This is a genomic window from Cecembia calidifontis, assembly GCF_004216715.1.
Taxonomy (GTDB): domain Bacteria; phylum Bacteroidota; class Bacteroidia; order Cytophagales; family Cyclobacteriaceae; genus Cecembia_A; species Cecembia_A calidifontis.
The window spans coordinates 1-19,860 of the sequence record NZ_SGXG01000001.1; the positions used below are offsets into that span (position 1 = coordinate 1).

Here is a 19,860-nt window from a genome sequence, read left to right on the forward strand (position 1 = left end):
TACCTCCCAAGGCAAATCCATCAAAACAAGGATTGAAACCAAACTTGACAATATAAACCAGATAGAAATAATTCCCTCCCAAGGCAAATCCATCAAAACAAGGATTGAAACTAGGTACTTTGTTTGATGCCCTTAGTAATTTGGCCCAGCCTCCCAAGGCAAATCCATCAAAACAAGGATTGAAACTAGACCTGGACAGTTTTCAGCCGGCCACTCCTGCCAGCCTCCCAAGGCAAATCCATCAAAACAAGGATTGAAACATGGAATAACTGATTGCCGTAACCGTTCCTGAATCATCCTCCCAAGGCAAATCCATCAAAACAAGGATTGAAACATGCCTGGGGAAATACTTCCGGGAACCTCCTTCCGCTCCTCCCAAGGCAAATCCATCAAAACAAGGATTGAAACAAGAACTGCTTCCAAAGAAAGAGAAAGGAGAGGGGAACCTCCCAAGGCAAATCCATCAAAACAAGGATTGAAACGACTATAACCCAAACGCTGAATTTTGGGCCCATGAAGCCTCCCAAGGCAAATCCATCAAAACAAGGATTGAAACAAATTCGCCATGCGGGAAATATACGCGAAAAATAGGACCTCCCAAGGCAAATCCATCAAAACAAGGATTGAAACTTACAGCGCCGGGGCCGAAAACACCCTGGCGCAAAATACCTCCCAAGGCAAATCCATCAAAACAAGGATTGAAACAGATGGTCAATTACCGTCTCCCTATCTGTTTTGAATCCTCCCAAGGCAAATCCATCAAAACAAGGATTGAAACCCTCCATTCTGCTTATCAGCTAGAAAAATTGGGTCCACCTCCCAAGGCAAATCCATCAAAACAAGGATTGAAACCAAAGCTATGAGATATTGGTCACCAGGCAAAGCCTAAACCTCCCAAGGCAAATCCATCAAAACAAGGATTGAAACTGGATATCTCCTTTCAACGGGAGTAGCATATATTTACCTCCCAAGGCAAATCCATCAAAACAAGGATTGAAACCCACATACCGAGCCGAAAGGATAGCAAGGACAGAAATACCTCCCAAGGCAAATCCATCAAAACAAGGATTGAAACGTAAGTCTACTAAAAGATTAATTATAGAACAAACTAACCTCCCAAGGCAAATCCATCAAAACAAGGATTGAAACACCTTGAAGGACTTGCGCAAAGGAATTTCTTTAACTCCTCCCAAGGCAAATCCATCAAAACAAGGATTGAAACTGGACCCTTCGATAACCTTCCCAATTCCATTATAGCCTCCCAAGGCAAATCCATCAAAACAAGGATTGAAACCTTAGGAGAAGTGACCGGGGATGACGTCTACAGGGTTCCTCCCAAGGCAAATCCATCAAAACAAGGATTGAAACTGTTAGCGAATGGAACGGGGATAATTCCAATGCAGCCTCCCAAGGCAAATCCATCAAAACAAGGATTGAAACCATCTACACCATGACAACAAACTGGATTTACAAAGCCTCCCAAGGCAAATCCATCAAAACAAGGATTGAAACATAAAGTTGAAAATAAAAGACGGTGTTTTTTCGCTTCTCCCAAGGCAAATCCATCAAAACAAATATTTATTAAAAAATCCTTTTCCAAGTCTACCAATCAAAATCCTTTTCAGGCCCAGGTTAATCTTTTGAGAGTAGAAAATGATGAATAAAAAAAAAGCCTCTATCAAAGAGGCTTAGTGGGAGGTGAGGGATTCGAACCCCCGACCCTCTGCTTGTAAGGCAGATGCTCTGAACCAGCTGAGCTAACTTCCCATGATTTTTAATAAGTGGGAGGTGAGGGATTCGAACCCCCGACCCTCTGCTTGTAAGGCAGATGCTCTGAACCAGCTGAGCTAACTTCCCATCAGAAACGTTTGCTTACCAAACGGAATGCAAATGTAGAGGTATTTTTATACGCTGCAAATTTTAATCTCAAAAAATATACATCATTTTTTTTAACACCCTGAAAATGAATCTTGTTTTTTTTTACTTTTTAAAACTTACCCAAACTCTTTTGTGGTGAAGGAAAAATTTCCCTCACCACATATTTTTTTTAAATTTCAAACTTAATCCCCTGTGCCAACGGCAGTGCAGTACTATAATTAATGGTATTGGTCTGTCGCCTCATATAGGCTTTCCAGGAATCAGATCCGGACTCTCTTCCTCCACCGGTTTCCTTTTCTCCTCCAAAAGCTCCTCCTATTTCAGCACCGGAAGTACCTATATTCACATTGGCAATGCCACAATCAGAACCCGAAGCAGAAAGGAAAAATTCTGCTTCCCTCATATTGAGGGTCATGATGGCTGAGGATAAGCCCTGTGGCACAGCATTGTGCATGGCAATCGCCTCTTCCAAAGTCCTGTATTTCATGATATACAAAATCGGGGCAAAGGTTTCCTCCTGAACCATCTCGAAATGACTTTCCACTTCAATAATACAAGGCTTTACATAACAACCCGACTCAAATCCAGGACCATCTAATACCCCTCCTTTTACCACCTCTTTTCCTCCTTCCGCCTTCACTTTCTCTATGGCTTTGAGGTACATAACCACAGCTGCCTTGTCAATCAATGGACCAACATGATTCTTTGCATCCAAGGGATTACCGATGACAAGTTTATTGTATGCAGAAGCCAACCTTTCTTTTACCGTTTCATAAACAGACTCTTGGATAATCAACCGCCTTGTGGAAGTACAACGCTGGCCTGCTGTCCCCACTGCTCCAAACAAAGCTCCTCTGACAGCAATATCCAAATCAGCATGCTCGGTGATGATGATGCCGTTATTGCCCCCTAACTCCAACAAAGACCTCCCTAACCTGCCGGCCACCTCCTGCCCTACGATTTTACCCATACGGACAGATCCTGTGGCGGATATGAGAGGAAGCCTTTTATCTTTGGTCATCATTTCACCCACCTTGTAATCTCCCACAATCAAATTCGAAATCCCTTCCGGAAGACCATTGTCTTTAAATACCTTGGCAACGATATGTTGACATGCCACAGCGGACAGAGGTGCTTTTTCAGAGGGTTTCCAGATACAGACATCACCACATACCCAGGCAATCATGCTGTTCCAAGACCAGACAGCAACAGGAAAATTAAAAGCAGAAATGATTCCTATCACACCTAGCGGATGCCATTGCTCATACATCCTATGGCCCGGCCTTTCGGAATGCATGGTCAAACCGTACAACTGCCTGGAAAGTCCAACCGCAAAATCACATATATCGATCATTTCCTGTACTTCTCCCAAGCCCTCCTGATAAGATTTACCCATCTCATAAGAAACCAATTTCCCAAGATCTTCCTTCACCTCTCTCAAGGCATTTCCTATTTGCCTGACGATCTCACCTCTTTGAGGAGCGGGCTTTGCCCTCCAAATCTTAAAAGCTTCTTCCGCCTTTTGGACCACGGCCTCATAAGCCGATTCATCAGTGGTCTGAATTTTTCCTATGAGCGCAGCATCCACAGGCGAAAAAGAGCCGAAATAATCTCCATTGGTCTTTATCCACTGGTTCCCGGTAGAGGTTCCAAGGTTCTGATTGCTGACCCCCAGCCTTTGCAATGCTTCTTTGATGCCAAATTTATCTAACATGTTATTTTGGTTTATTTGCTTATGAAATGATGGCAAATCTAAGAAAATTACCTTCGAGCCACCTAATTTTTGGTCTTTTGTCTCCATTTTGAAGGCAAATACCTGGACGGTTCCACATAGTCCAGATACCGTTGGAGCTTGAGCCCTGGCAAAAATCGGTAAATCAGATTAATCCGATAATTACCTGTGATAAAAGCAGGATTAAAATCATCAACGGTGGACATCCTGACATAGCTCCTTACATAATTCGCATTGATAGACCATTTTGGGGAATTATACCCCAAAAATCCCCTTGCAAAAAAATTGGGCTGCGCACTCCATCTGAAATCCCTTCTTTCCGCCATATCCAAATAATTTTTTCCTAAGTCCAAGTTAGCGGATACCATACCTGTAATAAAAAAATGCTTCAGGAAAACCAAGGTATGCACATATCCCGCATTAGGCCCCAACTGGAAAAAACCTAACCGGGAAAAATTCCTATTGAGAGGAACTCGGTCTTCCGGAAAAAAAAGCCCGCGGTTATCCGCAAAACCTCCAAAGGCTTCAAAACCCGCCAAAAGACTCCCCGCTGATTTTTTCTGCCTGGCACTCTGTAAAAAAGCCGCCTTCATAGAAAGCTTATCCCCATTAAATAAATACTGAAAGTTAGCACCAAACATCCTTACTGTCAGATCAGGATAAAGGACAGGATTGAGTGTGAAAATTTCATCATCCAATCTCCTGAGATAGTAGCCAGTATAAAACTGTGCAAAGAGATCGATCACAAAATTCTTTGGATAAATGTGGGCCTGAAGGTCAAGCATCTTGGTATCTCCCCTACCTCTTTCGGGATTCATAAACCCGAATCCTAAACCTATATTCAAAGTGACATCATTGTAGGTAGCCCCAACCCCAAGATTTAAATTAGAATTGGGCTCAAACCTCCAGCGGGAATCATCAAACTTATCCAGGACTGTCAAAGCGGTATATTTCCTCGATGTGTAGAGACGGGTAGTCAGGTAATTTTTATAAGACTCATAATAGGTTGTATCCTGAGCAAAGGTTTTTTTTGGAGGAATCAAAAAAAATAAGGCAAGGAAAAACAGCAATTGATATCCAGAGAAATCAGCTAAAGGCCTGGAGTTTTGTTGCATTTTAGTCAGTATTGAAATCTTACACTAACCTAATAAAAAAATCCGCATCGCTGCGGATTTTATTTTTTAAATGAAGGCTAGAAAAAGCAATTATCGAAATAACCTCCATTCGAATTTCATTAAAAACACCAAGCAGAAAAAGTTGCTTAATCACCCGCAACAAATATAAGCAAGACATCAAATACAATCCAAAATTTTGACTTAGTTTTTTTTGATTTTTTAGCAAAAAAATAACAATTCGATTTAGGAAGGGAATCGAAAATCCCGAAAATATATCAGGATATAAAACCAAATCAATGAAAATGCAGTAATCCTTTAATCTATTTAAAAGATAGGCAGTTTCCTAAAAAATAATTTTGAAAACATTTTTTTGCGTTTAAAATACTGATTAATCAACGTCATAACAAATTAAGAAAAACAGGTTTCTCAAGCAGGAGAGAAAGAGTCTGGCTGGTCAAAAAGCAAGTAAGTATGGGACAAAAAAAATATGAAGCCAATTTTTTATTGATATTTTTCAATTTTTAATTGATTCATTAGAAGTTTGGACATTCCACAACCAGGCTTATAATTGATGTTAAGGGAAGGCTTTATTGGAATTTGCCAAAAACTCAGACATAAAAAAGCCTTCCCTATATTGTAAGGAAGGCTTTCATTTAAAATTTACTTAGCCTGATTTATTTCAAAAGGGCACAAGCCTCTTTGATCCTTTTCATAGCTTCTACAAGTTCTTCTTCGGAAGCCGCATAAGACAATCTGACGCAATTAGGCGCACCAAAAGCTTCTCCGGTCACCAATGAAACGTTTGCTTTTTCCAAAAGATACAGGCAGAAATCATCTGCATTCTTTATAGTAAACCCATCGGCTGATTTCCCGAAGAAATAAGTAATATCTGGGAAGAAATAGAAAGCCCCTTCAGGAACATGGGTTTTAAATCCCGGGATTTCCTGGATAAGTTTCAAAACCAAATCTCTTCTCTTGAGGTAAGCCTTCTCCATTTCTTTTGAAGGAGTCTGATCACCTGATATAGCTGCCAAGGCAGCCCTTTGGGCAATACCTGTACCTCCTGAGGTGAATTGTCCCTGCATTTTTTCACAGGCCTTAGCTATGAATACAGGAGCACAGATATATCCTACCCTCCAACCAGTCATGGCATAACCTTTGGAGAATCCATTGACAGTGATGGTTCTTTCAAACATTCCGGGGAAAGAGGCAATACTTGTATGCTTTCCTGTGAAATTGATCAGCTCATAAATCTCATCAGCAATCACGAAAAGATTTTCTCTCTTCTTCACCACTTCAGCGATTGCCTCAAGTTCTTCCTTGCTAAAAACCGACCCTGTTGGGTTGCAGGGAGAAGAATAGATGACTGCTTTAGTTTTATCTGTAATGGCTTCTTCCAATTGCTGGGCAGTGGCTTTGAAGTTGTTTTCCAATGTACCCTCTATAGTAACCGGGATCCCTCCTGCCAATTTGATGATTTCCGCATAAGAAACCCAATACGGAGAGAAAATCACCACCTCGTCCCCTTCATTGATCAAACACATGAAGACATTGGCAATACTGTGTTTCGCACCGGTAGAAACGACAATATTTTCAGCCTTAGCTTCTGTTATTTTATTTTCTTCCCTAAGTTTTTTGGCGATTGCCTCTCTTAAGTCTTGATATCCCGCTACAGGAGGATAGGCAAAATATTTTCCTTCATCAATGGCTGCCTTAGCAGCTTCCTGAATGTGTTTAGGTGTCTTAAAATCAGGTTCCCCCAAACTTAAGCTGATAATATCTTTGCCCTGGGCTTTCAACTCCCTGGCTTTTTTAGCCATGGCCAAAGTGGCCGATTCTTCCATTTGATTGATGCGGTCGGATAGAACTGATGTCATTTTATGGTAGGTTTAATAAATTCCGCCAAAAATACGGATAACAATTATTAATTCTAAATCAAAACTTGGAATTGATTTTGTATTTGTAAATTTATCACAAAATATTCCATCTAATTGCCGCGTTTTATCAACATGATCAGGAAATTCTTCATTTTCATTTTACTGGTTCAGTTTAGCCAAATAGCTTTGGCACAGAGCAAAAAAAAGAAAAACAAAGCCGAAGACCCTGACTCCTCTGGAGTGGTGAGTGATATATTGATGCCTACCAATCTTCCCTTATTATTATTTGATGAACGTGAGCGAAAAGAGAAAAAGAAAAAAGAGAAAAAGAGCAATCGCAAAAATATTTACTACGGGGAAAGAACAAAAAGGGTAAGAATCAGGACAAACTTCAGGAGCCAAAGCCAACTGCAGAACTTTTTTATAACAACACAAAGAAAAGTCGTAGACCCTTACATAAGGGACATTTTCTGGTATGACAAAAAAGACAATATGGTAAGAACAAAGGATTTTGATCCATCAAAAGGCTATCTCCTACATGGTCCGTACACCAAATATATCAATGAAACTGTGATAGAAGAAGGTAACTTTTATTACGGTACAAGACATGGGATCTGGCTCAAATTTGATGACAAAAGCGTATTGTTGGATAAATTGCACTTTTCTGAGGGTTGGCCAAAAGATTCAAGGGTCACCTATTACAACCAAGCTTCACAACAGATTGAGACCCTTACCCCTATTGAATATGAATTGAAAGAGGGTAACTTCTTCCATTTTTTTGAAGATGGACAAATTGCAGTTTCCGGTGAGTACCATTTTGGTGAAAAAGTGGGACTGTGGACAGAATACTGGAACCATAAAAATAAAGTAGTTAAAAAAAGAGAAATCCAGTACCAGGAACAACCTTTTACAAAAAACTTCAGGCCATTTATCCGGGCTGAATGGGACAAAGACGGCAATTTGGTCTACAGGAATGAGGAAAGAGCGAGAAACTAAATTCTATTAACCCTATATTTTTTGTAGACTATTATTTTTTCTTAAATCAAAGCCCTATATTTGTCATGCTAATTATTGGTATGACACAGGAGCAATTCAGTAAATATTCTTTCCTTTTGGACAGGACAGCAAAACGGGTAAAGCAGTATGCCCAAAGGAAATTTAAATTGGGAGATTTTGACCTGACAGTAGATCAATGGCTGATCATGAAAAACCTGTCAGAAAATGAACTGCTCAGTCAGGCGGAATTAGCACAGTTGGTTTTCAAGGATCAACCTACCTTGACAAGAATAATAGATATACTAAGCAAAAAAGGATATGTGGAAAGGATTCCCCATCCTCTCGACAGGAGAAGTTTTCAATTGGTTCTGACTGAAGCAGGAAATGCAAAGGTTCAGGAACTCAAACCCAAAGTAGCTTCTATACGCGAAAAGGCCTGGGAAAACTTGAATGAACAGGATTTTGAAGAATTCAAAAGGATCCTTAACACCATCTACAAAAACCTGGAATGAAAATTGACCTCAAGTTGAAAAATACTTGTTATACTAATTATATTTGCACGAACAATTTGAAGCTAATCTGGTTTCTACAATAAACAAAACACACATCATGATTTCTACTGACATTTGTATCATTGGGGCAGGACCGGTAGGCCTTTTTGCTGTATTTGAAGCTGGCTTATTGAAGATGCGTTGCCATCTGGTGGATTACTTGCCGCAAGTAGGTGGACAACTATCTGAAATTTATCCTCAGAAACCCATATATGACATCCCCGGATATCCTGAGATCAAAGCCCAGGAGTTGGTAGACAATCTGATGGAACAGATCAAACCGTTTCAGCCGACTTTCACTTTGGGGGAAAGAGTGGAGCACCTCAATAAGCAAGCAGATGGTTCCTACATCGTGGTCACCAATGAAAATACACAAATCCATGCAAAAGTAATTGTTATAGCGGGTGGGCTGGGCGTATTTGAACCAAGGAAGCCGGCCCTGGAAAAACTGGATCATTTTGAGGGAAAAGGTGTTGCCTATATGGTGAAAAATCCGGAAACCTTCAGAAACAAGAAAGTTGTACTGGCAGGCGGAGGTGATTCTGCATTGGACTGGACCATATATTTGGCCAATGTGGCAGAAAGGGTAACCTTAGTGCATAGAAATGAGACGTTCAGAGGTGCACCTGATTCAGCCGCCAAGGTTTTTGATCTGGCCAACAATGGAAAAATTGACCTTATCCTATCAGCTAACCTGAAAGAACTTGGCGGAAACGGCAAACTGTCAAGTGTTACCCTCGAAGGAAAAAACAAAGAAGAAATTGTCATTGATGCAGATTACCTGATCCCTTTGTTTGGACTGAGCCCAAAACTTGGCCCGATTGCAGACTGGGGATTGAGTATTGACAAAAATGCCATAGAAGTGGACACCAGGGATTATTCCACTGGAGTAGAAAGGATTTACGCCATAGGCGATATCAATACCTATCCCGGAAAACTTAAGCTGATTTTATGCGGATTCCATGAAGCTGCCATCATGATGCACTCTGCCTTCAAGTATGTGTACCCTGATCAAAAGCTAAGCTTCAAATACACCACTGTTAACGGAGTAAATGCATTTTAATATACCTTTGCATCATGGTAACATTTACAGTTGAAGATCATGACGGAAACCGTCAGACCGTAGAAGCTCCTGATGATATGGGCTTAAGCTTAATGGAAGTATTGAAAGCTTCCGAATACCCCGTTCTGGCTACTTGTGGAGGCATGGCACTCTGCGCTACCTGCCATGTAGAAATCTTAGAAGGAGAGGATGCATTGGGAGAGGCAACAGATGTAGAATTGGACCAATTGGAAAATCTTCCTGAGTATTTTCCGACCAGCAGGTTAGCCTGTCAGGTGAGGATAAGCCCATTACTTGAAGGGGCTGTAATAAAACTGAGAGGAGAAGATAATTAACAAAAAAAAGGCCTTTTCGGCCTTTTTTTTATTTCTTTTTGAACAACTGACCTACCAATTGGGTGAAATTTTCCAAACTATCAACTCCGGACATGATAGGCTTAAGCAGGGGCGCACTACCGTAGGAATTCATATCCTTGTCGTCAAAATTGAACTGCATGGGATAGATCAATACGTAGTTGTTCTGCATAAAATATTTGTTCAGGTACTTAGGAAGTTTTTCCATCTGACTTTCATAGGATGCCCCACTTTTTCTGCTCATCACGACCACAAGGGCATCGTTTTCTTTAAGGTCCTTTGCTAGGATTAAGAAATCTTCCCAGTCGGAAAACTCTAAAAAGTCCGCCTCTACACTAAATTTTTTCTGTACCTGTTTGATATATTTAAGTGTCTCCTTTGATCCATAAAAAATAAGCTTTGCTCCCGTATTCCTTCCAATATTCCAAATCCTCAGCAACCAAAAGGCAAAACCCATTTCTTTTTCAGCATTCTGCGGTACTACTACCAAATATCTGGCAACCGTATTGAGTGGCTGCACGCTATTATAAATTAAGGCAGTTACATTGATTTTTCCCAGGATGCCTTCAGTAAGTTTCCCTAAAAACGATCCCGATATCCCTGCATCTTTATGGAGACCAAGGATGATATCCGTTGCCTTGTTTTCCTTTACTGCATTGGTAATCCCATTGATCACATTGGAATCGTACCGGATCAGTTCCGTAAGGTTATTGTCCGTTGCTGCGGCACAGATACTGGCTTTTTCCAAAAGTTTTTTGGCATATTTCTCTTTGGAAGGGTCTTCAGAATCCGAAGGGATAATATTCAAAGCTATCAATGCGTCTTTTTGGGATTGCGTTTTAATGGTCACGCCCAAGTTGATCAATTCTGAAATGTTTTCAGGATAATTTACCGGGATGAGGATTTTTTCTTCCGTACTTTTTCCATCATTCTCATCTTCTCCGTCTTCTTCTTCCAATGCTAATTTTGTAGCACCCTTTTGGGCCACAAAAGAAGCAATGGTACAGGTAACCAAAATCATCAAAATACTTCCGTTCAGCACACTTTCACTCAATAGCCTGATAGGAGTACCATCTTCGGCCTCTCCCAGAATGATATTATAACCCACCAATACCGCTGCAAGTGTGGCTGCTGCCTGGGCATTGCTCAACCCAAAAATCACATCCCTTTGTGCGGCGGAAAAATTAAATGTCTTTTGTGTCAGCAAAGCTGCCAGGTATTTGCACAATGTAGCCACTACTGTCATTACCACTGCCACCTTGATGGTTTCTAAATCATTGAAGAAAACCCGGAAATCAATCAACATCCCTACTCCTATCAGGAAAAAGGGGATGAAAAGCGCATTCCCCACAAACTCGATCCTGTTCATCAACGGGGAAGTATGGGGGATCAGTTTATTTAATGCCAAACCCGCCAAGAAGGCCCCTATAATGGCCTCTACCCCTGCAGCTTCTGCCAGGAATGCCGCCAGAAAAACCAAAGCGAGCACAAAAATGTACTGTGAGATGTTGTCATCGAACCTTTTAAAAAACCATCTCCCTAATATTGGAAAAATAAAACTTACGATGGCAGCAAAAATGATCAATGAAACAATCAACCTGATCCAAAAATCACTGGTAAGTTCCCCCACAGAAACACCTACTACCACGGCAAGCACCAAGAGGGCAAGGGTATCCGTGATTACAGTTCCGCCCACTGCTATATTTACTGCTTTATTTTTTGCAATTCCCATCTTACTGATGATAGGGTAAGCCAATAAAGTATGGGAAGCAAACATGGATGCCAGTAAAACTGAAGAAGGAAAAGAAAATTCCAAAAGATAAAACCCTGCCACTGTACCCACTATCATGGGAATCAGAAATGTGTAAAGGCCAAATATTATTGATTTATTACTGTTCTTTTTGAAATCAGCCATATCCACTTCCAACCCTGCCAAGAACATGATATACAAAAGACCTACGGTTCCAAAAAGAATTACACTGCTGTCCCTTTGCAAAAGATTAATCCCATTGGGCCCAATCACCGCACCGGCGACAATTAAGCCTATCAATTGGGGGATTTTAATTCTGTTTAACAAAATGGGGGCAAAAAGTATAATAAATAGGATACTTGAAAAAATCAAAACCGGATTAGACCAAGGTAAATTAAAGTTCAACTCCGCTAATAAAATCATTTTTCTAAGTTTAGTTTCTTCAAAGATAACCCAAAATCTTTTTCCTATTAATGAAAATGGGCTGAATTGAGTTCCAGCCCACTTAATAAATTAACTTGCTATTCGAAAATCAAGCCTGCATCAATTTGGTTAAAATCTCAATGGCAGCCTTGGATATTACCGTACCGGGACCGAATACTGCCGCCACTCCGGAATCATAAAGAAAATCATAATCCTTTGGTGGGATTACCCCTCCTGCTATAACCATAATATCCTCCCTGCCAAGTTTTTTCAACTCCTCAATCAATGCCGGCACGAGTGTTTTATGCCCGGCAGCAAGAGAAGAAGCACCTACTATATGCACGTCATTTTCCACTGCCTGCATGGCAACTTCCTCCGGGGTTTGGAAAAGCGGTCCTATATCCACATCAAATCCCAGATCAGCAAATCCGGTTGCAATCACTTTTGCCCCCCTGTCATGACCATCCTGACCCATTTTGGCCACCATGATCCTTGGTCTTCTACCCTCTAATTCTGCAAAGCGGTCCGCCAATTCCCTGGCTTCCTTAAAGCTCTTATCGTCTTTGGCCTCTCCTGAATACACGCCTGATATAGATTTTACAGTGGCTTTATGTCTCCCAAATTCCTTTTCCATGGCAAAGGATATTTCTCCTAAAGTAGCTCTTTTTCTTGCTGCCTCCACCGCAAATTCCAACAAATTTCCCTTGCCGGTCCTTGCAGCCTCTGTTATCGCCCCCAATGCGGCTTCCACTTCCTTTTGATTCCTGTTGGCTTTAAGTTGGTTCAATCTCTCAATCTGCTTCTCTCTCACCGCCTTATTGTCCACTTCAAGAATATCAAACGCCGCTTCCTCATCTGTTTGGTACCTATTTACCCCAACTATGATATCCTTCCCACTATCTATCCTTGCCTGTTTTCTGGCTGCCGCTTCTTCAATCCGCATTTTGGGAATTCCTGCCTCAATTGCCTTTGCCATCCCACCAAGGCTTTCAACTTCTTGTATTAGTTCCCAGGCCTTTTTGGCCAATTGATCGGTAAGGTATTCCACATAAAACGAACCTCCCCAGGGATCAACTGTCTTGGTAATCCCGGTCTCTTCCTGAAGATAAAGCTGTGTGTTTCTTGCAATCCTGGCAGAAAAATCCGTAGGTAGGGCTATGGCTTCATCAAATGAATTGGTATGTAAAGACTGGGTATGCCCCAAGGCTGCCGCCATCGCTTCAACAGTGGTCCTTGTCACGTTATTGAACGCATCCTGCTCTGTCAGGGACCAACCGGATGTCTGACAGTGCGTTCTTAAAGCCAGAGATTTAGGATCCTTAGGATTAAACTGATTGACAATTTTAGACCAGATCAACCTACCAGCTCGCATCTTGGCAATTTCCATAAAATGATTCATTCCTATTGCCCAAAAGAATGACAGCCTTGGGGCAAAATCATCTATGTCCAGACCCGCAGCAATACCTGCTCTCAAATATTCCAGCCCATCTGCCAAAGTATAAGCCAATTCAAGGTCAGCTGTTGCTCCTGCTTCCTGCATGTGGTAACCGGAAATAGAAATGGAATTGAACTTTGGCATGTGTCGTGAAGTAAACTCAAAAATATCGGCTATGATCTTCATGGATGGCTGGGGTGGATAAATGTAGGTATTCCTCACCATGAATTCTTTCAGGATGTCATTTTGTATCGTACCGCTCAACTGATCCGCTTTGACCCCTTGTTCTTCGGCTGCCACAATATAAAAAGCCAAAATAGGAATCACCGCACCGTTCATGGTCATGGAAACAGACATCTGATCAAGTGGGATCCCATCAAACAGGACCTTCATATCCAAAATGGAATCTATAGCCACACCTGCTTTGCCCACATCCCCTACTACCCTGGGATGGTCGGAATCATAGCCCCTGTGGGTAGCCAGGTCAAAAGCCACCGAGAGGCCCTTTTGACCGGCGGCGAGGTTTCTTCTATAAAATGCATTGGACTCCTCCGCAGTAGAAAAACCTGCATATTGACGGATTGTCCAAGGCCGCATAACATACATGGTACTGTACGGTCCCCTCAGATAAGGAGGTATTCCCGCTACATAAGCCAAATGGGAAAATCCCTTTGTGATTTCCTTTGAAAACACAGAAGGTACAGGAATCTTTTCAGCTGTTTCCCAAATCTCAGATGCTACATTGTCAGGCTGGGATGTGTTTGAAAATTTCAATTGCTTTATATCGGGTCTCATGCTACAGTTTCATTTTTTGACTCCAAAAGATCAGTTTCTCTACCAGCAAACAGTTGCCAGGGCAACTCTTCCACCTTTTCAGACAAAGTAAATTTTGCCTTTTCTTCCTTCAATTGGTATTTGTTCGCACCAATTTTAGATTTTTGAAGCTCAAGAATATCGCTTTGGCGTTTTTTACGGGTGGATTTCACTTCCTCCTGAATCAATTGGTCTTTGTATAATTTCCACCAACCTCCACTGGCTTCCACATTTTCTAAACTTTCTTTTGTTCTGTCCAAAAGAATGCCTGTAAGGTTTTCTATGAAATAACTTCCTGCTACAGGATCCAGTACCTTATCAAGGTAGCTTTCCTCCCTAAGGATATTGGAAATATTCCTGGCCATTCTTCTGGAAAAAGAGTCTGGACCAGATAAAACCTCGTCATGAGGTCTTACCCAAAGCACATTACAACCCCCTAAAATGGCAGACATGGCCTCGGTCGTATTCCTCAACATATTCGTATAAACATCCATTCGGGATTTGGTCCAATTGCTTGTCTGGCAAAACACTTGGATATTCTCAGGCAAAACTTCAACCTGATAGAGCTCACCAAGACTTTGAAAAAAAATACGGCCCGCCCTGATTTTACTTATTTCTTCAAAATAATCTGAACCTACAGAAAACCTAAGCATTGCCTTTTCAAAAACCTTTTGAGCAGGAACACCGGCTTTTCCAAGATGGTCCAGCAATTCCACAATTGAAGCAAAACCGAATTTTAACTCCTGAATTGCAGTGGCACCAGCTTCATGGTAACAGGAAAAATCGATGCAGCAGGCTTTGAAAGCAGGGAAAGGTTCCAGTTTATCAATCAACATAGCCAATTCCTGGGAAATAACTTCCATTTCCGATTCCTCATGAAAAAGCCGGGTCATGCCATCCCAAAGGACTCCTCCCTGAAGTTGATCTGAACCCCAGTCTTTTCTACCGAACCAATCCAAAAATGGAGCAAGAACAACACTTGGGGATCCGCTTGATAGAACAAGAAATATCTGGATATAAGGCAGTTCAACCCCTTTGAGCAATTGATTAAAGTCCTCTTTACCTGACACTTCCAGTACAAGGGCATCACAACCATTTTGTAAGGCATCCAAAATTAGTGCATTGCCTTTATTTTGGTCTTCAATTCCTACATGAAAAACATTGGACCATATCCGGGGAGACAATCCAGGTATCTCTGATGGAGGATGAATTTTGTTATGATATGCTTCAAGAAAAGCAAGGGTTTCAAGATCTTCTTCCGTATAAAAAGGCATGATTTCCAACCCACCTGCTGTTTTGGACACCAAATGCGTTGTGAAATCTTTGCCTTTAAGATCAGCAATGGCCTGTTGAATCCATTGTTCTTTGGTGACAGGACCAAATTCCTCAAAAAGCTTATTTTCCATATTGGGTTTATATTGATTGATAAAAAACAACTTCCTTTGACCCATTATACTGTTGAAATGGGATTTGAAAGCTATCTTTAGCCCCAAAAATAAGAGGTAGATATCTGAAAACCCATTAAAAGACCTCAAATTGAAAAATGCTTAAAAATAAAATTTTCAAAATTCCAGTTTTCGCGGCAGTCCTTTTCCTTCTGTACGCTTGCGCCCCTGCCCTAGTAAAAACCGGAGAAGCCCAATTTTTCAGCCTTGACTCGGAAGTTCCTGCAGATCCGATTACCCAAAAATTCATCCAGCCTTTCAAAGAAAACCTAGAAAAAGAAATGAACACGGTCATAGGCAGAACCACAGAGGCTATCTTGAAAAACGGAAATGGCGAGACAGCCATCGGTAATCTGGTGGCTGATTTTCAGAAAGAGTTTGCAGAGAATTTACTTGGTTACCCCATTGATATTTCCATTATCAACAACGGAGGAATACGAAACACCCTGCCCAAGGGAAACATTACCTTAGGCAACATCTATGAATTATCTCCTTTTGATAATTACCTCCAAATTCTGGAATTAGACCATCGAGAGCTTATTGCTCTCGCGGAGTTTGCTGTCTCCAGAAAAATACTTGGAATTTCAGGAATGACAATTCATGCCCAAGATGGAAAAATCCTCGAATTGAAAATAAATGGAGAAGAAGTAAATCCTGCAAAAAAATATATTTTGGCCGTGAACGATTACCTTGCAAATGGCGGGGACGGCATGGGGTTTCTCTCGGAAATTCCCAGAAAAGCTGAGACCGATTACCTGCTCCGGGAAATCCTTATAGATAGGATTAAAGCAAAAACGGCATCCGGGTTGAATATCGAAGCTAAGGTTGAAGGAAGACAAAAATTTGATTGAAATGAAAAGAAGGGATTTTATTAAAAGCAGCTTACTTACAGGAGCAGCTTTAAGTTTTGGCAGCCCACTTTTGGCAGATGAGATGCTTTCAAAAAAAGGAAAAAGAATCAGCATCCTTCATACCAATGACATGCATTCCCGGATTGAACCTTTTCCCAATGACGGCAGCCGAAATGCAAATCAGGGCGGGATGATCAAACTGGCTTCCTTGGTATCAAAATTTAGAAACGAGGAGGAAAATATGCTATTATTGGATGCCGGGGATGTATTTCAGGGTACGCCTTACTTCAATTTTTATGGAGGGGAACTTGAATTTAAGCTCATGAGCCAAATGGGCTTTGATGCCTCCACCCTTGGAAATCATGAGTTTGACAATGGGCTCCAAGGCCTGTATGAGCAACTTCCGCACGCATCTTTTCCCCACATCTGCTCCAACTATGATTTTTCCAACACCTTGATGAAAGACGCCACCATACCTTATAAGATTTTCAAAAAATCAGGTTTACGAATCGGGGTATTTGGGCTTGGAATAGAATTGGAAGGTTTGGTCGGAAAAAAGAATTATGAAAACACACAATACCTTGATCCTGTTGGTGTAGCGAAGGAAATGGTCCAAGAATTAAAGGCAAAAAAATCAGATCTGATCATATGCCTTTCGCACTTGGGTTATGCTTATCGGGGGACAAAAATCGATGATCTCAAATTGGCAGCAGCTGTGAATGAAATTGATTTGATCATAGGAGGTCATACACATACCTTTTTGGATGAGCCTACCCAAATCAAAAATACAGAAGGCCACACCACAATTATACATCAGGTGGGAACGGGCGCATTGCGATTAGGGAAAGTAGATTTTGTATTCACTAAAGAGAACAAAATTAATTTTGCCAGCGCAAAAAGTTTACCGATTTATTAGAAAGTCAAGCAGTTTTTGATTTTTTATTTAAATTTATTTTCCCCAAATTTGATGCCCTCCAAAAAGGCAGGGAATCAGCTAAATCTACAATTCTTTCGCTTGGATAATTATTGAGTACTAAATGAGTTCAGAGGCTAATGCAGTTTGGAATGAATGTTTGCGTGTAATCAAGCAGCACGTCAATGAACAGAGTTTTTCAACCTGGTTCAAACCAATAAACCCTGTTAGATTAGAGGGAAGCACCCTCACCATTCAGGTACCCAGTCAGTTTTTTTATGAGTGGTTAGAGGACAACTATGTACAGGTTTTAAAGCTTGCCATCAAATCCACGCTGGGACCCAACGGCAGGTTGGAATATGCTGTAGTAGTGGACAAGGGCAATTCTCAAAACCAGCCCTATGTGGTAAGTTTCCCTCAAGGAAATTCTGCTTCAAGTCCAAAAAAATCCAATACTGCTTTAGCTGAAAGCAAAAGTCCATTTGACATGCAGTCTTTGGACAGCGAAATGCTGCTTCAATCCAACCTCAACCCGAATTATACTTTCAGTACTTACATAGAGGGTGACTGTAACCGTTTGGCCAGATCTGCAGGGTTTGCCGTTGCGACCAAGCCAGGGGTAACTTCATTCAACCCTTTGATGGTATATGGAGGAGTGGGGCTTGGCAAAACCCATTTGGTTCAGGCCATTGGAAATGAGATCAAAAACGGACCAGATGACAAATTTGTACTTTATGTCTCTTCAGAAAAATTTGTAAACCAGTTCATGGATGCCATCAAAGATGGAAATGTGAAAAGCTTTACTAATTTTTACATGCAGGTAGATGTTCTGATCATCGATGATATTCAGTTTTTGGCAGGTAAAGACAGGACCCAGGAAATGTTCTTCCATATCTTCAACCACCTGCACCAAAACAAAAAGCAGATCATCATGACCTCAGACTGTCCTCCCAAAGATCTGAAAGGATTGGAGGAAAGGTTGCTGTCCAGGTTCAAATGGGGATTAACAGCAGACTTGCAAATGCCTGATTTTGAAACCAGGGTGGCCATTATCAGAAGAAAAATGCAGTCAGAAGGCATCTTTATTCCAGATGATGTTGTAGAATACCTTGCTTATACTGTTGACACAAATGTAAGGGAACTGGAAGGCGTTTTGATTTCCCTGATTGCCCATGCTTCACTGAACCGGGTAGACATTGATCTTACCCTGGCCAAGACGATCATGAAAAACATCGTCAAGGACATTGAAAATGAAGTTGGGATTGATTTTATCCAAAAAACAGTCTCTGAATACTTTGACATCAAGACGGAAGACCTGAAGGCCAAGACCAGGAAAAAAGAAATTGTAACAGCAAGACAGGTCGCCATGTATTTTTCCAAAGAATTCACCAATCATTCTTTGAAATCCATTGGTTATCATTTTGGCGGAAGGGACCACAGTACGGTCATCCATGCCGTGCAGACGGTCAATGACCTGATGGACACAGATACTGCTTTCAGAAACTCAGTAAATGACCTGAAAAAGAAATTCAAAATGCGGTCCTATTGACCGCATTTTTTTTGTATTTACTTGCTTTTGGCTTTTTTTTAGTGATCAGACACACCTTGATTTCAAAAAGGGATTCAATCATTTCCTCTATTCTTTAGGAATAAATCGAACAATTCACGGGCTTTGGCAATGGCGGAGAATTTCCCGGATTTTATACCAGGAAGTAATTCCTCCATCCTCTTTTTGACCTGGGAATGATGGAAAAAAGAGCTTTCCATCAGGTACCTGATGTGTTCCTGCAACCAATTAACCCTCTGTTCTTGCCTGTTGGACTCGAGGAATCCATTCTTGGTCATCTTGTCTCTAAAATCATCAATCATTGTCCAAATTTCCTCTAGCCCTGATTTTTCTATAGCAGAACAGGTTTTGACCTGAGGGATCCAGCCATTCTCCTTTGCGGGAAAAAGGTGCAGGGCATTGGCATATTCCCTCTTTGCCCTTTTGGCTGCTTCAACATTGCTGCCATCAGCTTTATTGATGATCAATGCGTCGCACATTTCTATGATCCCTTTTTTAATTCCTTGCAGCTCATCCCCTGCTCCGGCCAACATCAACAGAAGAAAAAAATCCACCATTCCTTTAACGGCAGTTTCAGATTGACCTACACCCACTGTTTCTATCAGGACCACATCAAAACCAGCAGCCTCACACAGCAACATGGCCTCCCTTGTCCTTGCACTCACGCCTCCCAAAGCAGCACCTGCCGGACTGGGGCGTATATAAGCTCTTTTGTCCGAAGAGAGTGCCTCCATCCTGGTCTTGTCTCCCAAAATACTTCCCCCTGACTTTTGGCTACTGGGATCAATTGCCAACACCGCCAATTGATGGCCTCTTTCCACGAGTATTTTGCCAAAATTTTCAATAAAAGTACTTTTCCCTACACCCGGAACACCAGTAATACCTATCCTGATAGACTTTCCAGAATAGGGAAGGATTCCCTCCATCACTTTTTCGGCCAACATTTGATCTGAAGGCAGGGAGCTTTCTACCAGGGTAATAGCCCTACTGAGCACCATTCTATCCCCCTTCAACACACCATCTATGTAATCCTCAACGGGAAGTCTGCTTTTCTTTTTCAATTTTTAAAAGATTACGCACCAAAGATTCCCCTAATAT

General features: G+C 41.3%; 14 protein-coding genes, 2 tRNA genes and 1 CRISPR repeat array. Of the genes, 7 read left to right on the forward strand and 9 right to left on the reverse strand.

Annotated features, from left to right (window positions below; genetic code table 11):
- Positions 1–2 precede the first annotated feature (2 nt).
- Positions 3–1,584: direct repeats of the CRISPR family, unit length 37 nt; unit sequence CCTCCCAAGGCAAATCCATCAAAACAAGGATTGAAAC.
- Positions 1,585–1,692: 108 nt separating this feature from the next.
- From BC751_RS00005 to BC751_RS00025, 5 genes are all read right to left on the reverse strand, one after another.
- A tRNA-Val gene (locus BC751_RS00005) sits at positions 1,693–1,767 on the reverse strand.
- 15 nt (positions 1,768–1,782) lie between these two features.
- Positions 1,783–1,857 (reverse strand) — tRNA-Val (locus tag BC751_RS00010).
- 190 nt (positions 1,858–2,047) lie between these two features.
- Positions 2,048–3,592: an L-piperidine-6-carboxylate dehydrogenase gene (gene amaB, locus BC751_RS00015; protein ID WP_130273747.1), complete on the reverse strand. Its 1,545-nt coding sequence runs from the start codon at positions 3,590–3,592 to the stop codon at positions 2,048–2,050.
- Positions 3,593–3,654: 62 nt separating this feature from the next.
- On the reverse strand, positions 3,655–4,725 hold the full coding sequence (locus BC751_RS00020) for a DUF4421 domain-containing protein (protein WP_130273748.1): 1,071 nt from the start codon (positions 4,723–4,725) through the stop codon (positions 3,655–3,657).
- Positions 4,726–5,399: 674 nt separating this feature from the next.
- Complete coding sequence (locus BC751_RS00025) at positions 5,400–6,602, reverse strand: pyridoxal phosphate-dependent aminotransferase (RefSeq protein ID WP_130273749.1); 1,203 nt, start codon at positions 6,600–6,602, stop codon at positions 5,400–5,402.
- 132 nt (positions 6,603–6,734) lie between these two features.
- Between BC751_RS00025 and BC751_RS00030 the strand changes: the two genes are divergently transcribed.
- From BC751_RS00030 to BC751_RS00045, 4 genes are all read left to right on the forward strand, one after another.
- Positions 6,735–7,598 (forward strand): toxin-antitoxin system YwqK family antitoxin, encoded by an 864-nt coding sequence (locus BC751_RS00030; protein WP_130273750.1) that lies wholly within the window; start codon positions 6,735–6,737, stop codon positions 7,596–7,598.
- A gap of 80 nt (positions 7,599–7,678) precedes the next feature.
- Positions 7,679–8,110, forward strand: coding sequence for a MarR family winged helix-turn-helix transcriptional regulator (locus BC751_RS00035; protein ID WP_130277452.1), 432 nt, complete (start codon positions 7,679–7,681; stop codon positions 8,108–8,110).
- 97 nt (positions 8,111–8,207) lie between these two features.
- On the forward strand, positions 8,208–9,212 hold the full coding sequence (locus BC751_RS00040; protein WP_130273751.1) for an NAD(P)/FAD-dependent oxidoreductase: 1,005 nt from the start codon (positions 8,208–8,210) through the stop codon (positions 9,210–9,212).
- A gap of 14 nt (positions 9,213–9,226) precedes the next feature.
- Complete coding sequence (locus BC751_RS00045; RefSeq protein ID WP_130273752.1) at positions 9,227–9,547, forward strand: 2Fe-2S iron-sulfur cluster-binding protein; 321 nt, start codon at positions 9,227–9,229, stop codon at positions 9,545–9,547.
- A 28-nt stretch (positions 9,548–9,575) separates the two neighbouring features.
- Here BC751_RS00045 and BC751_RS00050 read toward each other — a convergent pair whose 3' ends face one another.
- The 3 genes from BC751_RS00050 to BC751_RS00060 form a co-directional block, all read right to left on the reverse strand.
- On the reverse strand, positions 9,576–11,738 hold the full coding sequence (locus BC751_RS00050; RefSeq protein WP_130273753.1) for a cation:proton antiporter: 2,163 nt from the start codon (positions 11,736–11,738) through the stop codon (positions 9,576–9,578).
- Between the two features lie 109 nt (positions 11,739–11,847).
- Complete coding sequence (gene scpA / locus BC751_RS00055; protein WP_130273754.1) at positions 11,848–13,968, reverse strand: methylmalonyl-CoA mutase; 2,121 nt, start codon at positions 13,966–13,968, stop codon at positions 11,848–11,850.
- Positions 13,965–15,392, reverse strand: coding sequence for a methylmalonyl-CoA mutase family protein (locus BC751_RS00060; protein ID WP_165389768.1), 1,428 nt, complete (start codon positions 15,390–15,392; stop codon positions 13,965–13,967). Before BC751_RS00060 ends, scpA begins: the two co-directional genes overlap by 4 nt.
- Before the next feature lie 137 nt (positions 15,393–15,529).
- On the opposite strand from BC751_RS00060, the gene BC751_RS00065 reads away from it, so the two are divergent.
- The 3 genes from BC751_RS00065 (at position 15,530) to dnaA (ending at position 18,744) form a co-directional block, all read left to right on the forward strand.
- Positions 15,530–16,282 carry a 5'-nucleotidase C-terminal domain-containing protein gene (locus tag BC751_RS00065; protein ID WP_130273756.1) on the forward strand — a complete coding sequence of 251 codons (753 nt, stop codon included), beginning with the start codon at positions 15,530–15,532 and terminating at the stop codon, positions 16,280–16,282.
- A 1-nt stretch (position 16,283) separates the two neighbouring features.
- Positions 16,284–17,198 carry a metallophosphoesterase gene (locus tag BC751_RS00070; protein ID WP_130273757.1) on the forward strand — a complete coding sequence of 305 codons (915 nt, stop codon included), beginning with the start codon at positions 16,284–16,286 and terminating at the stop codon, positions 17,196–17,198.
- Positions 17,199–17,319: 121 nt separating this feature from the next.
- Positions 17,320–18,744 carry a chromosomal replication initiator protein DnaA gene (dnaA, locus tag BC751_RS00075; protein WP_130273758.1) on the forward strand — a complete coding sequence of 475 codons (1,425 nt, stop codon included), beginning with the start codon at positions 17,320–17,322 and terminating at the stop codon, positions 18,742–18,744.
- 74 nt (positions 18,745–18,818) lie between these two features.
- Here the strand turns inward: dnaA and meaB are convergent, their stop codons facing one another.
- Positions 18,819–19,823 (reverse strand): methylmalonyl Co-A mutase-associated GTPase MeaB, encoded by a 1,005-nt coding sequence (gene meaB, locus BC751_RS00080; RefSeq protein ID WP_130273759.1) that lies wholly within the window; start codon positions 19,821–19,823, stop codon positions 18,819–18,821.
- Between the last annotated feature and the right edge of the window lie 37 nt (positions 19,824–19,860).

Excerpts from the sequence above, each read along its gene's own strand:
- amaB (WP_130273747.1), bottom strand. The coding sequence starts at position 3,592 with ATGTTAGATAAATTTGGCATCAAAGAAGCATTGCAAAGGCTGGGGGTC.
- BC751_RS00060 (WP_165389768.1), bottom strand. The coding sequence starts at position 15,392 with ATGGAAAATAAGCTTTTTGAGGAATTTGGTCCTGTCACCAAAGAACAA.
- BC751_RS00025 (WP_130273749.1), bottom strand. The coding sequence starts at position 6,602 with ATGACATCAGTTCTATCCGACCGCATCAATCAAATGGAAGAATCGGCC.
- BC751_RS00040 (WP_130273751.1), top strand. The coding sequence starts at position 8,208 with ATGATTTCTACTGACATTTGTATCATTGGGGCAGGACCGGTAGGCCTT.
- BC751_RS00035 (WP_130277452.1), top strand. The coding sequence starts at position 7,679 with ATGACACAGGAGCAATTCAGTAAATATTCTTTCCTTTTGGACAGGACA.
- BC751_RS00070 (WP_130273757.1), top strand. The coding sequence starts at position 16,284 with ATGAAAAGAAGGGATTTTATTAAAAGCAGCTTACTTACAGGAGCAGCT.
- BC751_RS00020 (WP_130273748.1), bottom strand. The coding sequence starts at position 4,725 with ATGCAACAAAACTCCAGGCCTTTAGCTGATTTCTCTGGATATCAATTG.
- scpA (WP_130273754.1), bottom strand. The coding sequence starts at position 13,968 with ATGAGACCCGATATAAAGCAATTGAAATTTTCAAACACATCCCAGCCT.
- BC751_RS00030 (WP_130273750.1), top strand. The coding sequence starts at position 6,735 with ATGATCAGGAAATTCTTCATTTTCATTTTACTGGTTCAGTTTAGCCAA.
- BC751_RS00045 (WP_130273752.1), top strand. The coding sequence starts at position 9,227 with ATGGTAACATTTACAGTTGAAGATCATGACGGAAACCGTCAGACCGTA.
- dnaA (WP_130273758.1), top strand. The coding sequence starts at position 17,320 with ATGAGTTCAGAGGCTAATGCAGTTTGGAATGAATGTTTGCGTGTAATC.
- BC751_RS00065 (WP_130273756.1), top strand. The coding sequence starts at position 15,530 with ATGCTTAAAAATAAAATTTTCAAAATTCCAGTTTTCGCGGCAGTCCTT.
- BC751_RS00050 (WP_130273753.1), bottom strand. The coding sequence starts at position 11,738 with ATGATTTTATTAGCGGAGTTGAACTTTAATTTACCTTGGTCTAATCCG.